We start from the raw sequence: 18,470 nt of genomic DNA, 5'->3' as shown, positions 1-18,470 counted from the left end.
ACTCCAGACGATCAGGTACCGGTGAGGTGTTCCGGGCGGACCGGGACGCGGGTGAGCGCCAGGCCGGTGGCCGCGCGGATCGCCGCCACGATCGCCGGGGTCGACGAGATGGTGGGCGGTTCGCCGACGCCCCGGATGCCGTACGGGGCATGGGGATCGGCGAGCTCGAGCACGTCGATGCTCATCGGCGGCATGTCGAGCACGGTCGGGATGAGGTAGTCGGTGAACGACGGGTTGCGCACCTTGCCGCCGGAGGTCTGGATCTCCTCCATGACCGCGAGACCGAGACCCTGGGCGGATCCGCCCTGGATCTGGCCCACCACGGCCTGCGGGTTCAGCGCCTTGCCGACGTCCTGCGCGCAGTCCAGCGCCACCACGCGCACCAGGCCGAGGTCGACGTCCACGTCGACGACGGCGCGGTGGGCGGCGAAACCGTACTGGACGTGCGCGTTGCCTTGCCCGGTGACGGGATCGAGGGCCTCGGTCGCGCGGTGGCGCCACTCGGTGGTCTCGTCGATCACCTCGTCGCCGATGTCGGTGCGGCCGTCCAAACGGGCGCGCACCAGAGCACAGGCGGCCTTCACGGCGCCGCCGGTGACGTACGTCTGGCGCGAGGCCGAGGTCGAGCCGCCGTTGCCGATCGTGGTGTCCATCGGCAGCACGGTCACGCGCTCGATGCCGAGCTCGGTGCGCACGATCTGCTGCATGATCGTCACCAGGCCCTGGCCGACCTCGCAGGCGGCGGTGTGCACGGCGGCGGCCAGTTCCCCGTTGACCATCGACACCCGCACGCGCGCGGTCGAGTAGTCGTCGTAGCCCTCGGAGAAGCAGATGTTCTTGATGCCGACCGCGTAGCCGACGCCGCGGACGACGCCCTCGCCGTGCGTGGTGTTCGAGACGCCACCGGGCAGTTCGCGGATGTCCGACGAGGTGCCGGCGGGCAACGGCTTGTCCTGCACCAGCTTCAGCAGCTGCGCGACGGGTGCGGCCGAGTCGACGACCTGCCCGGTCGGCATCACCGAACCCTCGGTCATCGCGTTGCGGATCCGGACGTCGACCGGTGACATGCCCAGGGCCTCCGCCAGCTTGTCCATCTGGGACTCGTAGGCGAAACCTGCCTGCACAGCACCGAATCCGCGCATCGCGCCGCACGGCGGGTTGTTCGTGTAGAGGCCGTAGGCGTCGACCGTGACGTTGTCGACCTCGTACGGGCCGACGCCCAGGGTCGCCGCGTTGGCCACGACAGCGGGTGTCGAGGAGGCGTAGGCGCCGCCGTCCAGGTACATGCGAGTGCGGACGTAGACCAGCTTGCCGGTGCGGTCGGCGCCGTGCTCGTAGTACAGCACGGCCGGGTGCCGGTGCACGTGCCCGTAGAACGACTCTTCGCGGTTGTAGACCATCTTCACGGGCTTGCCGGTGTGCAGGGCCAGCAGGCACGCGTGCACCTGCATCGACAGGTCCTCGCGGCCACCGAACGCGCCGCCGACACCCGACAGCGTCAGCCGCACCTGCTCCTGTGGCAGGCCCAGCGCGGCCGCGATCTGGTCGCGGTCGACGTGCAGCCACTGCGTCGCGATGTAGAGGTCGACCGAACCGTCCTCCGCCGGCACCGCGAGCCCGGACTCCGGCCCGAGGAACGCCTGGTCCTGCATGCCGACCTCGTACCGCCCGGTCACCACGACGTCGGCCGTGACGTCCTGCGAGCCGCGCCGGATCGGCACGTGCCGCACCAGGTTGCCGCCGGGGTGCAGCGGGGTGTCGTCTGCGGCGGTCTCCATGTCCACGACGGGGTCGAGCACGTCGTAGGTCACGACGATCTTCTTCATGGCCCGCAGCGCGGTCTCCGGGTGGTCGGCGCCGACCAGCGCGATCGGCTCGCCCTGGTAGCGCACGACGTCCACGGCCAGCACCGGCTGGTCCTTGTGCTCGAGCCCGTACAGGTTGCGGCCGGGTACGTCCGAGTGCGTCAGCACCGCGTACACGCCCGGTACCTTCAACGCCTCGGTGATGTCGACCGACGTGATGCGGGCGTACGGGTGCGGAGAACGCAGGGTCGCACCCCAGATCATGTCCTCGTGCCACAGGTCGGAGGCGTAGGCGAACTCGCCGCGCACCTTCAGGTTGCCGTCCGGCCGCTGCGGCGACGTCCCGATGCCACCCGACACCGCGGAGGTCAGTTCGGCGGGAGTGAGGGTCATCGCGCTGCCTCCTGGAGCTTGGCGCTGGCAGCGGAGAGGTCACGCGCCAGCTCGTCGGTCGACGCCGTGAGCAGGACACCGTCCCGCACCACGACCTCACCGCCGACGATCAACAGTTTCAACGGCGGGGGAGTGCCGAGCACCAGTGCCGCCACCGGGTCCGCGATCCCCGCGTAGTCCATTCCGGACAGGTCCCACACGGCGAGGTCGGCGACCTTGCCCGGCTCGATCGAGCCCAGTGAGTCCGCGCGACCCAGCACCTGAGCGCCGCCCATCGTGCCCATCCACAACGCCGTGCGGGCGTCCATCGCGCCCGGACCGCCGCGTTGCCGCGCCTGGTAGAGCGCCGACCGCAGCTCGACGACCAGTCCACCGTCCTCGTTGGACGCGGCACCGTCGACCCCGAGACCGACCGGCGCGCCGGCGTCGAGCAGGTCGCGCACCGGCGCGATCCCGGTGCCCAGCCGCCCGTTCGACGTCGGGCAGTGCGCGGAACCGGTCCGGGTCGCTCCCAGCCGCTTCACCGCGCCGGCGTTGAGGTGCACGGTGTGCGCGAGCCACACGTCCGGCCCCAGCCAGCCGAGCTGCTCGGCGTACTCGGTCGGCGTGCACCCGTTCTCCGCCAGGCACTGCTCTTCCTCGTCCAGGGTCTCGGCGAGGTGCGTGTGCAGCCGGACGCCGTGGCGGCGGGCCAGGGACGCGGCCCCGGTCATGAGTTCCCGCGACACCGAGAACGGCGAGCAGGGCCCCACGGCCACCCGCACCAGCGCGTCATCGGCGGTCGAGTGGTAGTCGCCGATCGCCTGCTCGGTCGCGATGAGCGCGGCCTCGGTCTCCTCGACCAGGTTGTCCGGCGGCAGCCCGCCGTGCGACTGGCCGCGGTCCATCGAGCCGCGGATCGCCTCCAGGCGGATGCCGATCCGGCGTCCCGCCGACACCAGAGCGTCGAAGACGTCGCCGCCGCCGGACGGGAAGACGTAGTGGTGGTCGGCGGCCAGCGTGCAGCCGGTCAGCGCCAGCCGGGCGAGCCCCGCCGACGCCGCCGCGTGCGTCACGGTGTCGTCCAGCCCGCGCCACACCGGGTACAGCGCGGTCAGCCACTCGAACAGCGTCGCGTCGGTCGCGAGGCCGCGCGTCGCCCACTGGTACAGGTGGTGGTGGGTGTTGATCAGCCCCGGCGTCACCAGGCACGACGACGCGTCGACGTAGGTGTGCGCCTCGGAGGGCCGGGGCGCCGCACCCGAACCGACGGACTTGACGCGTCCGCCGTCGATCACGACGTGCCCGGACGGGTGCTCGGTCCCGGCATCGTCCACAGTGGACACCGCGCAGCGGTCGAGGACGATCATCGGCGCGACGCCGCCAATCGCACGGCGTCCAGGATCTTCTCGTACCCCGTGCAGCGGCACAGGTTCCCGGCCAGCGCCTCGCGGATCTCCGGGTCGGACGGCTTCGGCACGCGGTCGAGCAGGTCGTGCGCCGCCACGACGAGACCGGGCGTGCAGAACCCGCACTGCACCGCGCCCGCCTCGACGAACGCCTCCTGCACCGGGTCCAGGGCGTCCCCGTCGGCCAGCCCCTCGACCGTCCGCACCTCCCTGTCCTGCACCTGCCCGGCGGCGACCAGGCACGCGCACACCGGCACGTCGTCCAGGTACACCGTGCAGGAGCCGCACTCGCCCTGCTCGCAGGCGTTCTTCGAGCCGGGCAGCCCGAGCCGCTCGCGCAGCACGAACAGCAGCGACTCGCCTTCCCACACGTCGTCGGCCTGCCGCTGCTCGCCGTTGACCGTCACGTTCACGCGCATGCCCGCTCCCCGTCCAAGAGTTCCTGCCACGCCCAGCCGAGGGTCCGGCGGGCCATCACGGCCAAGGCGTGCTTGCGGTACGCCGCCGACCCGCGCACGTCGTCGATCGGCGACGCGGCCCGGGACACCAGTTCCCCGAACTCGCGCTTCACCGAGTCGAGCAACGGCTTCGGGCTCGTGAAGTCCAGTGCCGAGGCCAGGAACTGCTCGGCCTCGTGTGCCCGCCGCGGCGTCGGGGCGGCGGAGCCGACGGCCGCGCCGACGCGGTTCTCCCGCGGGAACAGCGAGATCGCGAACGAGCACACCGCGATCACCATGGCGTTGCGCGTGCCGACCTTGGAGAACTGCTGTGGCCCCTTGGCAGGCGTCAGGTGAACCGCCACGATCAGTTCGTCGGGCTCCAGCGCGTTCCGCTTCACGCCCAGGTAGAACTCGGCGGCGGGGATCATCCGCGTGCCGCGCACGGAGGCCACCTCGATGACCGCGTCGGACGCCAGCAGCACCGGGTGCGTGTCCCCGGCGGGGGAGGCCGCGCCGAGGTTGCCGCCGACGGTGCCGCGGTTGCGGATCTGCGGCGACCCGACCGTGCGCGAGGCCATGGCGAGCCCCGGCAGTGCGGCACCGAGCTCGTCGATGATCCGCACGTACGGCACGCCCGCGCCGATCCGCAGCCCGTCGGACCACTGCTGGAGCTCGGGAACCCGGGTGAGGTCGAGCAGGGCGGAGGGCCGGCGGTGGTCGTAATTCAGCTCCACCATGACGTCCGTGCCGCCGGCGATCGGCACGGCGTCCGGCCGGGAGGCCTTCAGCTCCAACGCCTCCGCAAGCGTTTCCGGTCGTAGGAAGTCCATCGTCAGCTACCTCGGTAGGTGGAGTAGGCGAACGGCGACAGCAGCAACGGCACGTGGTAGTGCTGCGCCGGATCGGAGTAGTCGAAGGTGAGCACGACCTCGGGGAAGAACGGCGCCGCTTCCGCCGTGTCGAACACCAGCCGGTAGACGCCGGCCTCCAGGCCGTCACCCCATCCGGTGATCCGGCCATCGGTGTTCGTCTCGGCGTTCGCCACCTCGGTCCCGTCGCGTCGCTGCAGCGACACGGTGATGCCGGCGAACGGCCTGCCGCGTGCCGCGTCCAGCACGTGCGTGGAGATCGTCACTCGCCCTCCCATCTGGTTGTGAGCCAGTACACATAGCCACCGCCCTGAACCTCTACGGCAGGAATACATGAATCACCGGGCTCCTGCACAACGTGAATTTGTGCTTTCCTACAAACACGAATGGACGAAAGTGACCTGTCATGTTGCTGCTGCGGACGTTGCTGCAGATGCCGGAACTGCGCCTGAGCCTGCACACCGGTGAAGACCAGCTCGACCGCACCGTCACCCGCGTGTACGGAACGGAGCTGCCCGACCCCAGCCGGTACCTGTCCGGAGGGGAGCTCGTGCTGTCCGGCTTGCTGTGGCACCACGGCCCGCACGACTCCGAGACGTTCGTCCAGTCGCTCGCCTCGGCCCGTGTCGCCGGCCTCGCCGCCTCCGAGACCGGGAACCGCGCGCTGCCCCCGGACCTCGTCGACGCCTGCGAGCGCCACCACGTGCCGCTGCTCGAAGTCCCCGTCGACCTGTCGTTCGCGACCATCACCGAACGCGTCTCGATGGAACTGGTGGGGCTCTCCCGCCACCGACGTCTGCTGAACGTCGTCGCGGAGGGCTCCGGCCTGCCCGCGCTGCTGCTCGCGGGCGGCCAAGAGCTGGGCGCGTCGTGCTGGGTGCTGTCGACGGCGGGCCGGGTCGTCGCGGGCGGCGAGCTGCCGGACCGGCTCGTGCTGGTGAAGGAGTTCCTCCAGGCCGACCGCCTCCCGAAGAAGGTCAAGGGTGTGACCCTCGTGCCCGTCTCCGAACGCGGCGGCAACCGCCTCACCAGCTGGATCCTCGTCGTGGGCGGCTCGGTGCAACCGGAGGCCGCCGCCGAGCTCGCGTCACTGGTCGCGCTGGAGAGGCTGCGCGAGGCGCAGGGCCGGCAGATCGAGAACCGCACCGCCGCGCCCCTCGTGTCCGCGGTGCTGAGCGGCTCGGCCGACCTGGAGTCCCGGCTGGCGGCGGCCGGTCTGGAGCACGACCGGCTGCGGGTGATCAGCGCGGTGACGTCCGACCAGCGCGCCGACCTCGCGGCTGCGGTGCTGGAGGAGGCGCTGCCCCAGGCCCTCGTGACCCCCGTCGGTGACACCGTCTACGCGGTGGCCAAAGCCGGCGACGCCCAGCCCGACGACCTCCGCGAGGCGATGCGCGTGATGGAACCGGGCCTCGGCTCGTCCCGCGTGCTCGTCGGCATCAGTTCCCCCGTCACGTCCCGCGGACTGCGCGGCGCGGCGGAGGAAGCCACGCACGCGCGTCGGCTGGGAGAACGCCGTGGCGGCCGCACGTGTGTGGTGGCGGGCGAGGAGATCGCACTGCACCAGCTGCTGCTCGCGGGAGTGCCGGAGGAGTTGCGCACTTCGTTGCGCCGCCGGCTTCTCGGGCCGGTGCTGGACTACGACGCCGAGCACGGTTCGGACCTGGTGGGCACTCTGAAGGTGTTCCTGGACTGCTCCGGCTCGTGGACGGCGGCGGCCGCCCGGCTGCACGTCCACGTGAACACGTTGCGGTACCGGGTGGGACGCGTCGAGGAACTGCTCGGTGCCGACCTGGCGGAGTTCGAGGCGCGCGTGGACCTCTTCCTGGCGTTGCAGGCGGGGTAGCGTGGAGGCGTGTCCTTCGACTTCGTGAAGGCGCTGCTCCGGCCTTCCGCTCCGGTGCCCCACCATCGGCCGATCGAACGAGTCGCGGCCGACCTCCGCCGTGTGCGCCGCGCGCGTGCCTGCTTCGAGCCGGGGACGTCGGCGGTCAAGAAGATCGCCGCTCGTCAGGCCTTCGACGCGCTGCTCGTCCAGGCCTGTTCGGCGCTGGAGGTCGAGCACCGGCTGGGGTCGCTGCCCGAGGGCGTGGACCGCGAGATCGAGCGGTTGAGGGTCGAGGAGCGCCTGAGGGACCTCGGGTTGTCAGTCTGATGGCTGATCCCCCTCGAGCCTTCAGGCTGATGCTCGGGGAGGCCTCCGCTTCCTACTGTTCGGGGCATGAAGACCGCCGCCTTGCTCGTGGGCCTTCTGCTGGCCGGGATCACCGGCTGTGCGGTAGCGCCCAGCATCCGCGTGGTGGTGGAGGGAACGGGCACGACCGACCGGCTCACCTACACGTTCCCCGGCGAGGAGGAACGCACCCTGCGCAACCCCGATCTGCCGTTCGAGCGCATGGGCAAGCGCAAGGGGCGGGTCGTCGTGCGGCTGGAGGGCGTGCGCGGCGAGCTCACCTGCAAGATCATCATCAACGGCCGGCAGGTGCGGTCGTCGACGTCCCGGACGGGGGCGGCGCTCAGCTGCGATCACTCGATGGCCGTCTGATGTAAGAGGAGGAAAGCCCGTAGCTTCAACGTGTCGGGGAGGTACGGGTTGATGAGTGACGTACTGGCTGCCAGAGCCACAGGAACCATCAGGGGCAGGAACGACGTACCGCCGCGGTTCCGGCCGCCCGCGCCGCCGCGGCACTTCGTCGGCAGGGACGCGGAGCTCGCGAGCATCAGGCCCGGGGTGACGGTGCTGCACGGCGCGAGCGGGGCGGGGAAGACCGCGCTCGCGCTCAAGTGGTTGTGGGAGAGGGGATCCGGCGCCCAGCTGTACCTCGATCTGGCCACGCACGACCTGGGACGGGTGCTGCGGGCGTTCGGGCTGAGCGCCGACCCCGCCGACGAACGCGCCGTGTTCCGCAGTCTCGTCCTGCGCCGGCAGTTCACCCTGTTGCTGGACAACGCGGACTCGGCCGAGCAGGTGACGCCGCTGCTGCCCCCGTCGGGCACGGTGCTCGTGACCAGCCGGGTCAGGCTGGACCTGCCGCAGGCGCACGAGATCGGCATCGGTTCGCTCACCGACGACGGACGGCTCGGGCCGCTGCTCGACCGGTCCTATGTGGAGCTTCCCGAACGGCAGGCGCGGCTGTACCGGCTCTGCGCGTGGGAGCCGGACACGTTCGGCGTACCGGTGGCGGCGGCGATCGCGGGGGAGTCCGAGTGCGACGTCGAGGACGCGCTGGACGACCTGGTGGAGAAGTCGTTGCTGACCGAGGTGGGCGATGACGCCTTCCGGTTCCATGACCTCGTGCGGGCCCATGCGCGCGCAAAGCGCTATCAATAGTAAATAGGCTCCACGGCCGTTTAACGCAAAGCACTCCGTTTAACGAACTTCGTCGCTGTTTAACGGTTGTCCACACCGACCCGTCCCTTTCGGGAATCCGAATCAGTCATATCCTTCGCGTCATGCCGAAGGATTTCCGGGCCACGACTCTCGAACGCGCCATCGGGCGGCAGCTGGCCGGGTGGCGCGACGAGCGCGAGCTGAGCCTCACCGAGGCGGGCCAGCGCGTGGGTTTCAGCAGTGCCAAGCTGTCCATGATGGAGAACGCGGTGCAGCCGTCGGCTCCCGTGGACGTCATGGCGCTCGGTTACGTCTACAAGGTGCCCACCCCGGAATGGCAGGCCGTGGTGATGCGCGCGCAGTACGCGGAACAGGTGCGCACGCGCCCGGTGAACGGCGCGCTGCTTTTCGACCCGGCGGCGGACTTCGTGAATCTCGTGTTCGAGGCGACGTCGATGCGGGTGTTCACGACGGATCTGGTTCCGCCGGTGTTCCAGCTCCCCGAGTACACGAACACCGTCCTGCGGGCGGACGACCCGGTGCGGATCGCGCGGCTCGCGATGGTGCGGGAGGCGTGGTCGGCGCGCCTGAACGACAGGGACCCGCTGGCGGTGCGGGCCGTGTTCCCCGAAGCGGTGCTGCGGCACGTGATCGGCGGGCCGCGGGTGATGAAGGCGCAGCTGCTGCACCTGATGGAGGTCAGCGAGCACGAGACGGTGAGCGTGCAGGTCGTGCCGCGCGACGCGGGGGCGTACCCGGCGATGGGGTCGCCGTTCACGTTGCTCGGGTTCCCGCACCGGCAGCACAACGACGTGGCGTACCTGGAGACGTTCGTCAGGGGCGACTACGTCGAGGAGCCGAGGCTGACCGAGGAGTGCGCGCGGCGGTTCGCGAGTCTGCGGGAGATCGCGCTGGGCACCGGTGAGTCGCTGGAGCTCATCGCGGAGGCCGCCGCTGACCTGTAGAGATGTCGGCTTCCTGAGAAAAGTCTTGTTCGCCGCCCCGCCGGGGAAGGATCAGGGGGCACCTCAATCCGAGATTCCTCTGGCAAGGAGGCGGCATGTACCGCAGATTCGGTGTCCTGCTCGCGGCGGTCCTGGGCGTCACGCTCACCGCCGCGGCGCCGGCCACCGCGGACGGTTCCAGGCACTTTCCGACGGAGTTCTCCCTGCCCAACGGGTGGCAACCGGAAGGCATCGCGATCAGCGGCACCACGGCCTACTTCGGGTCGCGGGCCGACGGGTCGATCTACGCGGCGGACCTGCGCACCGGCAACGGCAAGGTGCTCGCCAAGGGGCCGGGCACCCCGTCGCTCGGCATGAAGGTCGACGCGCGCAAGCGGTTGTGGGTCGCCGGTGGTGTCGGTGGCGACGCACGGGTCTACGACACGCGCTCCGGCGCGTTGCTGGCGAAGTTCCAGTTCGCGACCGCGGACACGTTCGTCAACGACGTCGTGCTGACCGAGAAGTCGGCGTGGTTCACCGACTCGCGCAAGGCGGTGCTGTACGAGGTGCCGCTGAACCTGAAACCGCACCGCACGCTCGCGCTGACGGGCGACCTCGTCGTCACCCCCGGCGCGACGAACCTCAACGGCATCGTCACCGGGCTCGACGGCGGTCTGATCGTCGTGCAGAGCAACACCGGAAAGCTGTTCAGGATCGATCCCCGGAGCGGTAAAACGACCGAGATCAATTTGAGCGGTCAAACACTCACCAATGGTGACGGTCTGTTGCGTGAGGGACGTCAGTTGTACGTGGTGCAAAACCGGCTGAACAAAGTCGCGCGCTACACGCTGAGCCGTGATGGCGCGACGCTGGCGGCGGAACGCACGGACGCGCGGTTCGACGTTCCCACGACGGTCGCCGCGTTCGGCAAGCGCCTCTACCTGCCGAATGCCCGCTTCACCACGCCTCCGACGCCCGAGACGACCTACACCGTCGTCGCGGTCGAGCGTCCGTAGGCACAGCGGGGAGAACAAGCGGCAGAACTAGCCCGTACGGGGGTTCTTGCCTTGTGAGAACCCCCGTACCGGGTGTTGCTTCACTCACTCGACTGGGTAGCCTGCCAACCGCGTACTGCGTGTGATCGCTGTCATTGGGTAACGGTGATCTCCCGCCGTAACCTAATTGCAGCCGAAGGAGTTACTCAGGTAACCCGCAGCGCTAGCCGTGGGACACAGGAGACCGTGAGAGCGCTGTGAACGAGAAGAGCGGTTACACACCGACCAACTACCGGACCATTCGGTCGCGGCTGGCCGGTGTCGTGGTCGTTCCCAGCGTGGTGCTGCTGGTCATGTGGGCCGTTTTCTCCTCTTACACCCTTTTCGACGGTTTCTACATGCGGTCGGTCGCGGCCGGGGTGAAGGGCGCGACGATCCCGTCCGTCGAGGCGCTCGCCGGCCTGCAGAAGGAACGCCAGCTGACCCTGGAGGTCCTCAGCAAGGCCGAGGGCGTCGACAGCGGGGGGCTGGGACGCCAGCGCGGCGTCACCGACGAGGCCGTGCGCAAGATGAAGGACGCGTTCGCGGAGCTCTCCGAGAGCGCGCCCCAGGACACCGCCGACCGGATCAACGCGCTCAACTCCGTGCTGGACGAGCTGCCGCAGCAGCGGTCGCGCGTCGACTCGGGGTCGGCGAACCCGCAGGCGGTCTACGACTACTACAACGGCATCCTCGACTCGGGCATCGCGCTGCTCTCCCGGCAGGCGCGTCTGGTGCCCGACTCGGAGGCGAGCCAGGCAGGCGTCCAGGCCGTCACGATCTTCCAGACCGCCGACTGGCTCTCGCGCGGTGCGACCATCGGGTCGCGCGGGCTGCTCAACGGCACGTTCACCGCGCCCGAACGCGTCGAGTTCGCCCGGCTGGTCGGCGCCTACCACTCGGGCCTCGACTCCACGATCCCGTTCGCGCTGGAGCAGCCGCGCGCGCAGTACGACGCGTTGCGCGGCAGCACCGAGTACCGGACGCTGCTCGACCTCGAGGGCCGGATCATCAACGGCGACGCGAACGTCACCGACGCGCAGTGGCGCGGCGTGGCCAGTCCCGTGCACGACAACCTCGTCGGGCTCGCGGTCACGCAGGCCCGCAACGCCGCCGACCTCGGCCTCGACAAGGCCGACAGCCGGGTCGCCGCGGTGCTGATCGGCAGCCTGATCGCGTTGCTCGCCGTCGTCGTCGGCATCGTCCTGGCGCTGCGCATCTCGAACCGGCTCGTGTCGAAGGCCCTGGTCATGCGGCTGGCGTCGCTGCGGGAGGACACGCTGCGGCTCGCGCAGGAACGGCTGCCGCACATCGTGGCCCGGCTGCGCGGCGGCGAGCAGGTGGACGTGCACCGGGACATGCCGCCGCTGGACTACGGCAACGACGAGATCGGCCAGGTCGCGGACGCGTTCAACGCCGCCCAGTACACCGCGGTCGCGGCGGCGGTGAAGGAGACGCAGGCGCGCGAGGGCGTGAACCGGGTCTTCCTCGACATCGCGCACCGCAACCAGGGGCTCGTGCACCGGCAGCTCAAGATCCTCGACAAGCTGGAACGCGAGGAGGAGCACCCCGAGCAGCTCGACTCGCTGTTCCAGCTGGACCACCTGGCGACCCGCGCCCGCCGCAACGCGGAGAACCTGATCATCCTCGCCGGCGAGCAGCCCGGCAGGCAGTGGCGCAAGCCGGTGCGGCTGAGCGACGTCATCCGCTCCGCCGTCGCCGAGACCGAGCAGTACGTCCGGGTCAGGGTCAACCCGGTGCCCGACCGCGCGCTGGTCGGCGTGGCTGTCGCCGACACCATCCACCTGCTCGCCGAGCTCGTCGACAACGCGACGGCGTTCTCGTCGCCCCGCTCGGAAGTGGTCATCCACTCCAGCGCCGCGCCGCACGGCCTCGTGGTGGAGATCGAGGACCACGGCCTCGGCATGACGCAGGAGGAGCGCCTCCAGGCCAACGCGAAGCTCTCCAACCCGCCGGACTTCGAGACGATGGCGTTCCGCGGCGAGTCCCGGCTGGGACTGTTCGTCGTCGCCCGGCTGGCCGCGCGCCGGGGCATCAAGGTGGAGCTGCGCGACTCGCCCTACGGCGGCACGGTCGCCCTGTGCGTGCTGCCGCCGAGCATCGTCGCCCCGCACAGCGCCGCGGGCGACATCACCGAGACCACCCAGATGCCGGTGCGGTCGTTCCACGACACGTACCACGGGCACGTCGAGGAACACCCGAGCTTCCCCGTGAAGGTGAATCCCGAAGTCCAGGCGGCACTGAACGCAGGGCTGAACGCGCTCGTAGAACCTGACATGAGCACAGTTGCCCCAGCGGCGGTGTCCGCGGCAGACGCATCGGTGGAAGAACCAACCTCCGCGGCACCTCCGGTCCAGGACGGGAAGGCACCCCTTCCCCGCAGGAAGAAGCGGCAGAACCTCGCGCCGCAGCTCATGCAGTCCTCGGAGGAGCCGCAGCACGCCGAGCCGGTGACCGGCGAACGGTCGGCCGAGCGGACCCGTGACGGTTTCGCCGCGTTCCAGCGCGGTACCCGTGACGCCCGGCTGACCGACGACTGGAGATCAGAAGGAGCCCCCTCGTCATGAAGGACAACGCAAGCCAGCACGGCGAACTGAACTGGTTGCTGGAGGACCTGATCCAGCGAGTGGTCGGCGCCCGCCACGCGGTCGTGCTGTCGGCGGACGGACTCCTGCTCGGCCGGTCGGCCGGGCTGTCCCGCGACGACTCGGAGCACCTGTCCGCGATGGCGTCGGCGTTCCAGTCGCTCGCCCGCGGCACCGGACGGCACTTCGGCGGCGGAGCCGTCCGGCAGACCATCGTGGAGATGGAGCACGCGTACCTGTTCGTGACCGCGGCCGGTCACGGGGCTTGCCTCGCCGTGCTGGGCGAGGAAGATGCAGACATGGGCATGATTGCGTACGAGATGAACATGCTGGTGAAGCGTGTCGGCACGTACCTCTCGTCGGCTCCGCGCGCCGAGACCGCGACTGTGCCCTCGGCGCGTGAGTCGCGCTGATGACCTCGCGCGAGGACTGGTGGTACGACGAGGCCGCGGGGCCGCTGGTGCGGCCCTACGCGATGGTGCGCGGCCGCACCCGGCCGAACGCGCCCGACCTGCACCTCGTGACGCAGGTCCGAGCCTCCTCGTTTGCGTCCGACCAGACGTCGCTGACCGTCGAACATCGCGAGATCATGGCCCTGTGCGCACGCCCGCTCTCGGTCGCCGAGGTCGCCGCCTACCTCGACGTGCCGCTCATCGTGGTGAAGGTCCTGCTGTCGGACCTCATCGAGCGTGGTGACGTGCTCGTGCAGAACTCGTCCCCCAAGATTCCCGACAGGAATCTCCTGCAGGCCGTACTGGATGGTGTTCGTGGGATCTGATGGCCAGCTGATCGTGCCGACCGCGGTCAAGATCGTCATCGCGGGCGGGTTCGGCACCGGCAAGACCACGATGGTCGCGTCGGTGTCCGAGATCCCGCCGCTGCGGACCGAGGAACTGCTCACCGAGGCCGGTGTGCACGTCGACGACCTCGCCGGCATCGAGGGCAAGGACACGACCACCGTCGCCCTCGACTTCGGTCGCATCACCATCAACACCAAGGTGGTGCTGTACCTGTTCGGCACGCCCGGCCAGAACCGGTTCTGGTTCATGTGGGACGAGCTGGCGACCGGCGCGATCGGCGCCGTGGTCCTCGTGGACACGCGCCGCCTCGACTCGTCGTTCCCCTCGATCGACTTCTTCGAGCACCGCGCCATTCCGTTCATCGTCGCCGTGAACTGCTTCGACGGCTCGCAGCTGTACACGGTGGACGAGGTGCGGCACGCACTCGACCTGGACGAGGCGATCCCGGTGGTGCTGTGCGACGCGCGGGACCGGGAGTCGTCGAAGTCGGTGCTGGTCGAGCTGATCCAGCACTCGATGAACCGGCTGGCCGCGGTCTAGCGGTCGCTCGCCGCCAGTCGCCGGGCCACGAGCAGAAGGCCCGCTCCGGGGAGCGGGCCTTCTCGTCAGGTCACTTGGCGTAGTTGTGGAAGCCGCGGCCCGACTTCTTGCCGAGCAGGCCCGCGTCCACCATGCGCAGCAGCAGCGGCGGCGGGGAGTACAGCGGCTCCTTGAACTCCTCGTACATCGACTCGGCGATGGCCTTCGTGGTGTCGAGGCCGATCAGGTCGGTGAGGCGCAGCGGACCCATCGGGTGCGCGCAGCCGAGCACCATGCCGTTGTCGATGTCGTCGGCCGAGGCGAAGCCGGACTCCAGCATGCGGATCGACGAGAGCAGGTAGGGGATCAGCAGCGCGTTGACCACGAAACCGGCGCGGTCCTGCGAGCGGATGACCTCCTTGTGCAGGGTCTCGCGCACGAACTGCTCCGCGCGGTCCTGCGTGGCGGCGCCGGTCAGCAGCGACGGCACGATCTCCACGAGCTTGAGCACCGGCACCGGGTTGAAGAAGTGCACGCCGATGACCTGCTCGGGCCGGTTCGTCGCCATGCCCAGCTTCATGATCGGGATGGACGACGTGTTGGACGCGAAGATGGCGTCGTCGTCCTTCACGACCTTGTCGAGCGCGGTGAAGACGTCGGTCTTGATCTGCTCGTTCTCGGCGACCGCCTCGACCACGAACTGGCGGTCGGCGAACTCGCCGATGTCGGTGGTGAACCGGATGCGCTTCAGCGCGCCGTCCCGGTCCTCCTCGCTGAGCTTGCCGGACTTGACGCCCCTGGCGAGCGAGGTGGCGATCCGCCCCTGCGCTGCCTCGGCCGCGCCCGCGTTGACCTCGACGACGATGACGTCGAGGCCCGCACGCGCGCTCACCTCGGCGATTCCGGAGCCCATGAGGCCGGAACCGACGACTCCCACACGTTGAATGTCACTCACGTGACCGATCCTGCCACGAGCTTCTCGAAACGAGGTCGCGGAGCGTCTCCCGCACGGTGAGGGCGTAGTCGCCTACCGGGCGGTAGCCCAGTGCCAGCGCCGCCGAGGTGTCCAGGACGAAGCCCCGGCGCCACGGGTGGCGGCCCGCCTCGTCGTGGTCCAGCAGGATCTCTTGCCACTCGTGGTCCAGTGCGCGGGCGATGATCCGCGAGATCTCCAGGCCGTTCGGCGCGTCCGGGTCGGCGGCGTTCAGCACGCGCCGGCCGGGGTGCAGGGCGGCGGTCTCGATCAGCGCGGCGAGGTTCGCGGCGGCGGTCGGGTGGTCGACGCCCTCGCCGCGCGACGCGAGCAGGACGATCCGGTGGCCGGCGAGGATGCGGTCGACGAAGTAGGACTCCAGCGGCCGCTTGTTGCCGGGGCCGTGCACCTTGGACGGTCGCAGCACGGTGACCGGGAGGCCGCTGTCGAGCAGCGTCCGCTCCGCCGCCACCTTGTTCGGTCCGTAGCCCTCGCGGGTGAACGGGTCCGAGTCGAGCGGCGCGAGTGTCGGCTGGTCCTCGGTCACCGGGCCGTCGAAGCGGGGAGGTTCGGCGGAGTTCACGTGGCGTCCGCGGGAGTCCGCGTACACCGCCTTGGCCGAGATCATCACGGTCGAACCGGCGTCGCGTGCCAGCGGCAGCAGCGTCCGCGCGTCCGACGCGGTGTAGCAGAGGCAGTCGACGAGGAGGTCGGCGCCGTCGCCCATGGCCTGAGCCAGCGCCCTCGGGTCGGCGCGGTCCACCTCGCGGCCGGGGGCGTCGACGGTCCAGCCCGCCTGCCGCAGACGCCGAGCGGCGGCACGGCCGATGAGGCCCGTGCCGCCGAGGATCAACGCTCGTCTGCTCACCCGAGCATCAGATCAGAGGCCGAGGCCTTCGGTCAGGCCACCGACGCCGTCGAGCAGGTCGAGGTCGGTGACGTCGCCACCGATCACGGAGCCGACGGTGCCGTCGACGACGCCGTGGACGGTGTCGTGCACGCCGCTGACCGGCGCGACGTCCGGCACGACCTCGTGGACCACGTCGGTGACGGTCGTGACGTCGGTGGTGACGGCGCCGAGCACGCCGGGCACGCCGTCGACGGACACGACGCCGGTCACGCCGGTGACGGTGCCGAGGACGCCGCCGACGTCCGCCACGCCGGTCACGGTGCCGAGCACGTCGCCGGTGCCGGCGAGACCCGTGACACCGGACAGGTCGGTGACGCCGCCGAGGTCCGCGACGCCGCCGAGGTCCGCGACGCCGGCCAGGCCGGGGACGGCGCCGGTGACGCCGTCGAGGGTGCCCGACACGTCGCAGTGGCCGGACAGGTCGCCGGCGAGGCCGTTGGCGGCGTCGAGGTTCGCGAGACCCGTGAGGGCGCTGTAGGACGACAGGCCGTCGACGTCCGCGATCGAGGCGGCGTCGAGCACCAGCGGGAGGATCTCCTGGACGTCACCGGGGGTGATGTCGCTGAGACCGCAGGCGCTGAGGACGCCTTCGGGGTCGAGGTCGAACGCAGACAGGGCCGCCGGGTCGTTCAGGAGGTTCAGGGCGAACTCCTGCAGCGTGGCCGGCTGGGCCTCCTGCGGCACGGCCACCGGGCTGGCCGGGGCGGGCGCCTGCGGCGCGGCGGGCGGAGCGGGCTGCTGCGGGGTGGCCGGCTGAATGTCCTGCTGCATCATGGAAGTGGAGCTCCTACGGCGGGTCGGGGGATGTAGCCACGAACCGTAGTGAGATCAACATCCCCCTGACATCGGGTGCAATCCCTAGATCTCGGGCAGCCGAACTCCTTAGGGGCCGAAGGTCACCCGTTAGGGGGATTTCGCACTCGTTAGGGGTGCCGAGCGGCGGCACGGCCGGCGAGGCCCGTGCCGCCGAGGACCAGCACCCGCCTGCTCAGTCGAGCTCGGCCTCCGCCTTCGCGATCGCCGCGAACTCCTCCTCCGGGGCGTTCGCGACCAGGTGATGGCGACTGTAGAACCAGTAGTAGGCGACAGCGATCAACACGATTCCCGCTGTCACGGCGGCGGCGATCTCGTCCACGAAGAACGTCGCGATGACGGCCGCGACGGCCAGAACCAGCGCCACGCCCGTGGTCACCACACCGCCAGGAGTCCGGTACGGGCGAGGCAGGTCCGGTGCCGTCTTCCGCAGCACGATGTGCGACACCATCATCAGCACGTAGGACAGGGCCGCGCCGAACACCGCGATGTTGATGAGCCGCGCACCACCCGTCACCGGGTCGACCGACTTCATCACCGTCGCCAGCACGAACCCGATGGTGCCGGGCACGATCAGGGCGAGGTACGGCGTCTTGCGCTTGCCGGTCTTCGACAGCCAGCGCGGCAGGTATCCCGCGCGCGACAACGCGAACAGCTGCCGCGAGTACGCGTAGATGATCGAGAAGAACGACGCGACCAGACCCGCGAGGCCGACGTAGTTGACCAGCTGCGCCAGGAACGTGTCGCCGCCGTAGGCCGCGCGCACCGCCTCGGGCAACGGGTTTCCGGACGCCTCCAGCGCCTTCGAGCCCGCACCGCCGGGCGCGACGAGCAGGATCGCCGCCGCGAACACCAGCAGCACGACCATCGCGCCGATGATGCCGCGAGGCATGTCCCGCTTGGGATCCCGCGCCTCCTCGGCGGCCAGCGGCACGCCCTCCACCGCGAGGAAGAACCAGATCGCGAACACGATCGCGCCCCACGCCCCTGTCACGCCCATCGGCAGGAACGAGCCGTCGCCGATGTCGAACAGCTTCGCGGAGTCGAACTTCGGGATCATGCCCGCCACGAACGCGACCAGGGCCACGACCGCGACACCGGTGATCACGAACATCACCCGCAGCGCCTCGCCGACGCCGTAGAGGTGGATGCCGACGAACACGATGTAGCACGCCAGGTACACCGGCCAGGTGGCGTCCAGCAGACCGAGCGCCTTGATGTAGTCGCCGATGAACACCGAGATCGCCGCGGGAGCGATGGCGTACTCGATGAGAATGGCGATACCTGTGGCGTACCCGCCCAACGGGCCGAGCGCGCGCCTCGCGAAACCGTAACCGGCGCCCGCCACGGGGAGCGCCGAGGCCAGTTCGGCGAGACCGAACACCATGCACGTGTACATCGTCGCCATCAGGATCGTGGCGACCAGCATCCCGCCCCAGCCGCCCTGGGCGAGGCCGAAGTTCCACCCGGCGAAGTCGCCGGAGATCACGTACGAGACTCCCAGCCCGGCCAGCAGGACCCACCCTGCCGCGCCTCTTTTGAGCTGTCGGTGCTCCAGGTAGTCGCTGCTCACCTTCTCGTACTCGACGTGCTTGGCCATATGGACTCCTAATAGTCCTTTAAGCGGTGGTTGAGGGTGGCGCCA

Annotated in this window: 19 protein-coding genes; 10 read left to right on the top strand and 9 right to left on the bottom strand. The window is 70.1% G+C overall.

Annotated elements, in window-relative coordinates:
- Nucleotides 1-11: 11 nt before the first annotated feature.
- Genes ORI60_RS30415 through uraH form a run of 5 tightly spaced genes read right to left on the bottom strand, consistent with a single transcriptional unit; the run spans nt 12 to nt 5,173 of the window.
- A complete protein-coding gene (locus ORI60_RS30415; protein ID WP_266041429.1) occupies nt 12-2,198 on the bottom strand; it encodes a molybdopterin cofactor-binding domain-containing protein in 2,187 nt (728 codons plus the stop codon).
- Nucleotides 2,195-3,547, bottom strand: a complete 1,353-nt coding sequence (locus tag ORI60_RS30410; RefSeq protein WP_266041428.1) for an 8-oxoguanine deaminase — start codon at nt 3,545-3,547, stop codon at nt 2,195-2,197. Before ORI60_RS30410 ends, ORI60_RS30415 begins: the two co-directional genes overlap by 4 nt.
- Nucleotides 3,544-4,005 carry a (2Fe-2S)-binding protein gene (locus ORI60_RS30405; RefSeq protein ID WP_266041427.1) on the bottom strand — a complete coding sequence of 154 codons (462 nt, stop codon included), beginning with the start codon at nt 4,003-4,005 and terminating at the stop codon, nt 3,544-3,546. Before ORI60_RS30405 ends, ORI60_RS30410 begins: the two co-directional genes overlap by 4 nt.
- On the bottom strand, nt 3,996-4,856 hold the full coding sequence (locus tag ORI60_RS30400; protein WP_266041426.1) for an FAD binding domain-containing protein: 861 nt from the start codon (nt 4,854-4,856) through the stop codon (nt 3,996-3,998). Before ORI60_RS30400 ends, ORI60_RS30405 begins: the two co-directional genes overlap by 10 nt.
- Nucleotides 4,857-4,858: 2 nt before the next feature.
- A complete protein-coding gene (uraH, locus tag ORI60_RS30395; RefSeq protein WP_266041425.1) occupies nt 4,859-5,173 on the bottom strand; it encodes a hydroxyisourate hydrolase in 315 nt (104 codons plus the stop codon).
- Between the two features lie 128 nt (nt 5,174-5,301).
- Between uraH and ORI60_RS30390 the strand changes: the two genes are divergently transcribed.
- From ORI60_RS30390 to ORI60_RS30345, 10 genes are all read left to right on the top strand, one after another.
- The gene (locus tag ORI60_RS30390) at nt 5,302-6,741 is read left to right on the top strand and encodes a PucR family transcriptional regulator (protein ID WP_266041424.1); all 1,440 of its coding nucleotides are present in this window, start codon (nt 5,302-5,304) and stop codon (nt 6,739-6,741) included.
- A gap of 9 nt (nt 6,742-6,750) precedes the next feature.
- Nucleotides 6,751-7,050 carry a hypothetical protein gene (locus ORI60_RS30385; RefSeq protein ID WP_266041423.1) on the top strand — a complete coding sequence of 100 codons (300 nt, stop codon included), beginning with the start codon at nt 6,751-6,753 and terminating at the stop codon, nt 7,048-7,050.
- 66 nt (nt 7,051-7,116) lie between these two features.
- Entirely contained in the window at nt 7,117-7,440 is a 324-nt protein-coding gene (locus ORI60_RS30380) for a hypothetical protein (protein WP_266041422.1), read from the top strand.
- Between the two features lie 51 nt (nt 7,441-7,491).
- The gene (locus ORI60_RS30375) at nt 7,492-8,226 is read left to right on the top strand and encodes a hypothetical protein (RefSeq protein ID WP_266041480.1); all 735 of its coding nucleotides are present in this window, start codon (nt 7,492-7,494) and stop codon (nt 8,224-8,226) included.
- Between the two features lie 122 nt (nt 8,227-8,348).
- Nucleotides 8,349-9,191, top strand: coding sequence for a helix-turn-helix domain-containing protein (locus ORI60_RS30370; protein ID WP_266041421.1), 843 nt, complete (start codon nt 8,349-8,351; stop codon nt 9,189-9,191).
- Between the two features lie 95 nt (nt 9,192-9,286).
- Nucleotides 9,287-10,186, top strand: a complete 900-nt coding sequence (locus tag ORI60_RS30365) for a superoxide dismutase (protein ID WP_266041420.1) — start codon at nt 9,287-9,289, stop codon at nt 10,184-10,186.
- 236 nt (nt 10,187-10,422) lie between these two features.
- Nucleotides 10,423-12,792, top strand: a complete 2,370-nt coding sequence (locus tag ORI60_RS30360; RefSeq protein WP_323055957.1) for a nitrate- and nitrite sensing domain-containing protein — start codon at nt 10,423-10,425, stop codon at nt 12,790-12,792.
- Nucleotides 12,789-13,223, top strand: coding sequence for a roadblock/LC7 domain-containing protein (locus ORI60_RS30355; RefSeq protein ID WP_090066952.1), 435 nt, complete (start codon nt 12,789-12,791; stop codon nt 13,221-13,223). The genes ORI60_RS30360 and ORI60_RS30355 overlap by 4 nt, the downstream gene beginning before the upstream one ends.
- The gene (locus ORI60_RS30350; RefSeq protein WP_266041419.1) at nt 13,223-13,588 is read left to right on the top strand and encodes a DUF742 domain-containing protein; all 366 of its coding nucleotides are present in this window, start codon (nt 13,223-13,225) and stop codon (nt 13,586-13,588) included. The genes ORI60_RS30355 and ORI60_RS30350 overlap by 1 nt, the downstream gene beginning before the upstream one ends.
- On the top strand, nt 13,569-14,150 hold the full coding sequence (locus tag ORI60_RS30345; RefSeq protein WP_266041418.1) for a GTP-binding protein: 582 nt from the start codon (nt 13,569-13,571) through the stop codon (nt 14,148-14,150). Before ORI60_RS30350 ends, ORI60_RS30345 begins: the two co-directional genes overlap by 20 nt.
- A 70-nt stretch (nt 14,151-14,220) precedes the next feature.
- Here the strand turns inward: ORI60_RS30345 and ORI60_RS30340 are convergent, their stop codons facing one another.
- The 4 genes from ORI60_RS30340 to eat form a co-directional block, all read right to left on the bottom strand.
- Nucleotides 14,221-15,084 carry a 3-hydroxybutyryl-CoA dehydrogenase gene (locus ORI60_RS30340; RefSeq protein WP_266041417.1) on the bottom strand — a complete coding sequence of 288 codons (864 nt, stop codon included), beginning with the start codon at nt 15,082-15,084 and terminating at the stop codon, nt 14,221-14,223.
- Complete coding sequence (locus ORI60_RS30335; RefSeq protein WP_266041416.1) at nt 15,077-15,970, bottom strand: NAD-dependent epimerase/dehydratase family protein; 894 nt, start codon at nt 15,968-15,970, stop codon at nt 15,077-15,079. Before ORI60_RS30335 ends, ORI60_RS30340 begins: the two co-directional genes overlap by 8 nt.
- Before the next feature lie 12 nt (nt 15,971-15,982).
- Nucleotides 15,983-16,786 carry an IniB N-terminal domain-containing protein gene (locus ORI60_RS30330; protein ID WP_266041415.1) on the bottom strand — a complete coding sequence of 268 codons (804 nt, stop codon included), beginning with the start codon at nt 16,784-16,786 and terminating at the stop codon, nt 15,983-15,985.
- A gap of 214 nt (nt 16,787-17,000) precedes the next feature.
- The gene (eat, locus tag ORI60_RS30325) at nt 17,001-18,425 is read right to left on the bottom strand and encodes an ethanolamine permease (protein WP_266041414.1); all 1,425 of its coding nucleotides are present in this window, start codon (nt 18,423-18,425) and stop codon (nt 17,001-17,003) included.
- Nucleotides 18,426-18,470: the final 45 nt, after the last annotated feature.

The sequence above is a fragment of the Lentzea sp. NEAU-D7 genome (assembly GCF_026242055.1).
Taxonomy (GTDB): domain Bacteria; phylum Actinomycetota; class Actinomycetes; order Mycobacteriales; family Pseudonocardiaceae; genus Lentzea.
This window is presented reverse-complemented; position numbering and strand designations above follow the sequence as displayed.

Bases quoted from the DNA above. Each gene is read 5' to 3' on its own strand.
- ORI60_RS30415 (WP_266041429.1), bottom strand. From the start codon at position 2,198: ATGACCCTCACTCCCGCCGAACTGACCTCCGCGGTGTCGGGTGGCATC.
- ORI60_RS30410 (WP_266041428.1), bottom strand. From the start codon at position 3,547: ATGATCGTCCTCGACCGCTGCGCGGTGTCCACTGTGGACGATGCCGGG.
- ORI60_RS30405 (WP_266041427.1), bottom strand. From the start codon at position 4,005: ATGCGCGTGAACGTGACGGTCAACGGCGAGCAGCGGCAGGCCGACGAC.
- ORI60_RS30400 (WP_266041426.1), bottom strand. From the start codon at position 4,856: ATGGACTTCCTACGACCGGAAACGCTTGCGGAGGCGTTGGAGCTGAAG.
- uraH (WP_266041425.1), bottom strand. From the start codon at position 5,173: ATGGGAGGGCGAGTGACGATCTCCACGCACGTGCTGGACGCGGCACGC.
- ORI60_RS30390 (WP_266041424.1), top strand. From the start codon at position 5,302: ATGTTGCTGCTGCGGACGTTGCTGCAGATGCCGGAACTGCGCCTGAGC.
- ORI60_RS30380 (WP_266041422.1), top strand. From the start codon at position 7,117: ATGAAGACCGCCGCCTTGCTCGTGGGCCTTCTGCTGGCCGGGATCACC.
- ORI60_RS30375 (WP_266041480.1), top strand. From the start codon at position 7,492: ATGAGTGACGTACTGGCTGCCAGAGCCACAGGAACCATCAGGGGCAGG.
- ORI60_RS30370 (WP_266041421.1), top strand. From the start codon at position 8,349: ATGCCGAAGGATTTCCGGGCCACGACTCTCGAACGCGCCATCGGGCGG.
- ORI60_RS30365 (WP_266041420.1), top strand. From the start codon at position 9,287: ATGTACCGCAGATTCGGTGTCCTGCTCGCGGCGGTCCTGGGCGTCACG.
- ORI60_RS30355 (WP_090066952.1), top strand. From the start codon at position 12,789: ATGAAGGACAACGCAAGCCAGCACGGCGAACTGAACTGGTTGCTGGAG.
- ORI60_RS30350 (WP_266041419.1), top strand. From the start codon at position 13,223: ATGACCTCGCGCGAGGACTGGTGGTACGACGAGGCCGCGGGGCCGCTG.
- ORI60_RS30345 (WP_266041418.1), top strand. From the start codon at position 13,569: ATGGTGTTCGTGGGATCTGATGGCCAGCTGATCGTGCCGACCGCGGTC.
- ORI60_RS30330 (WP_266041415.1), bottom strand. From the start codon at position 16,786: ATGATGCAGCAGGACATTCAGCCGGCCACCCCGCAGCAGCCCGCTCCG.
- eat (WP_266041414.1), bottom strand. From the start codon at position 18,425: ATGGCCAAGCACGTCGAGTACGAGAAGGTGAGCAGCGACTACCTGGAG.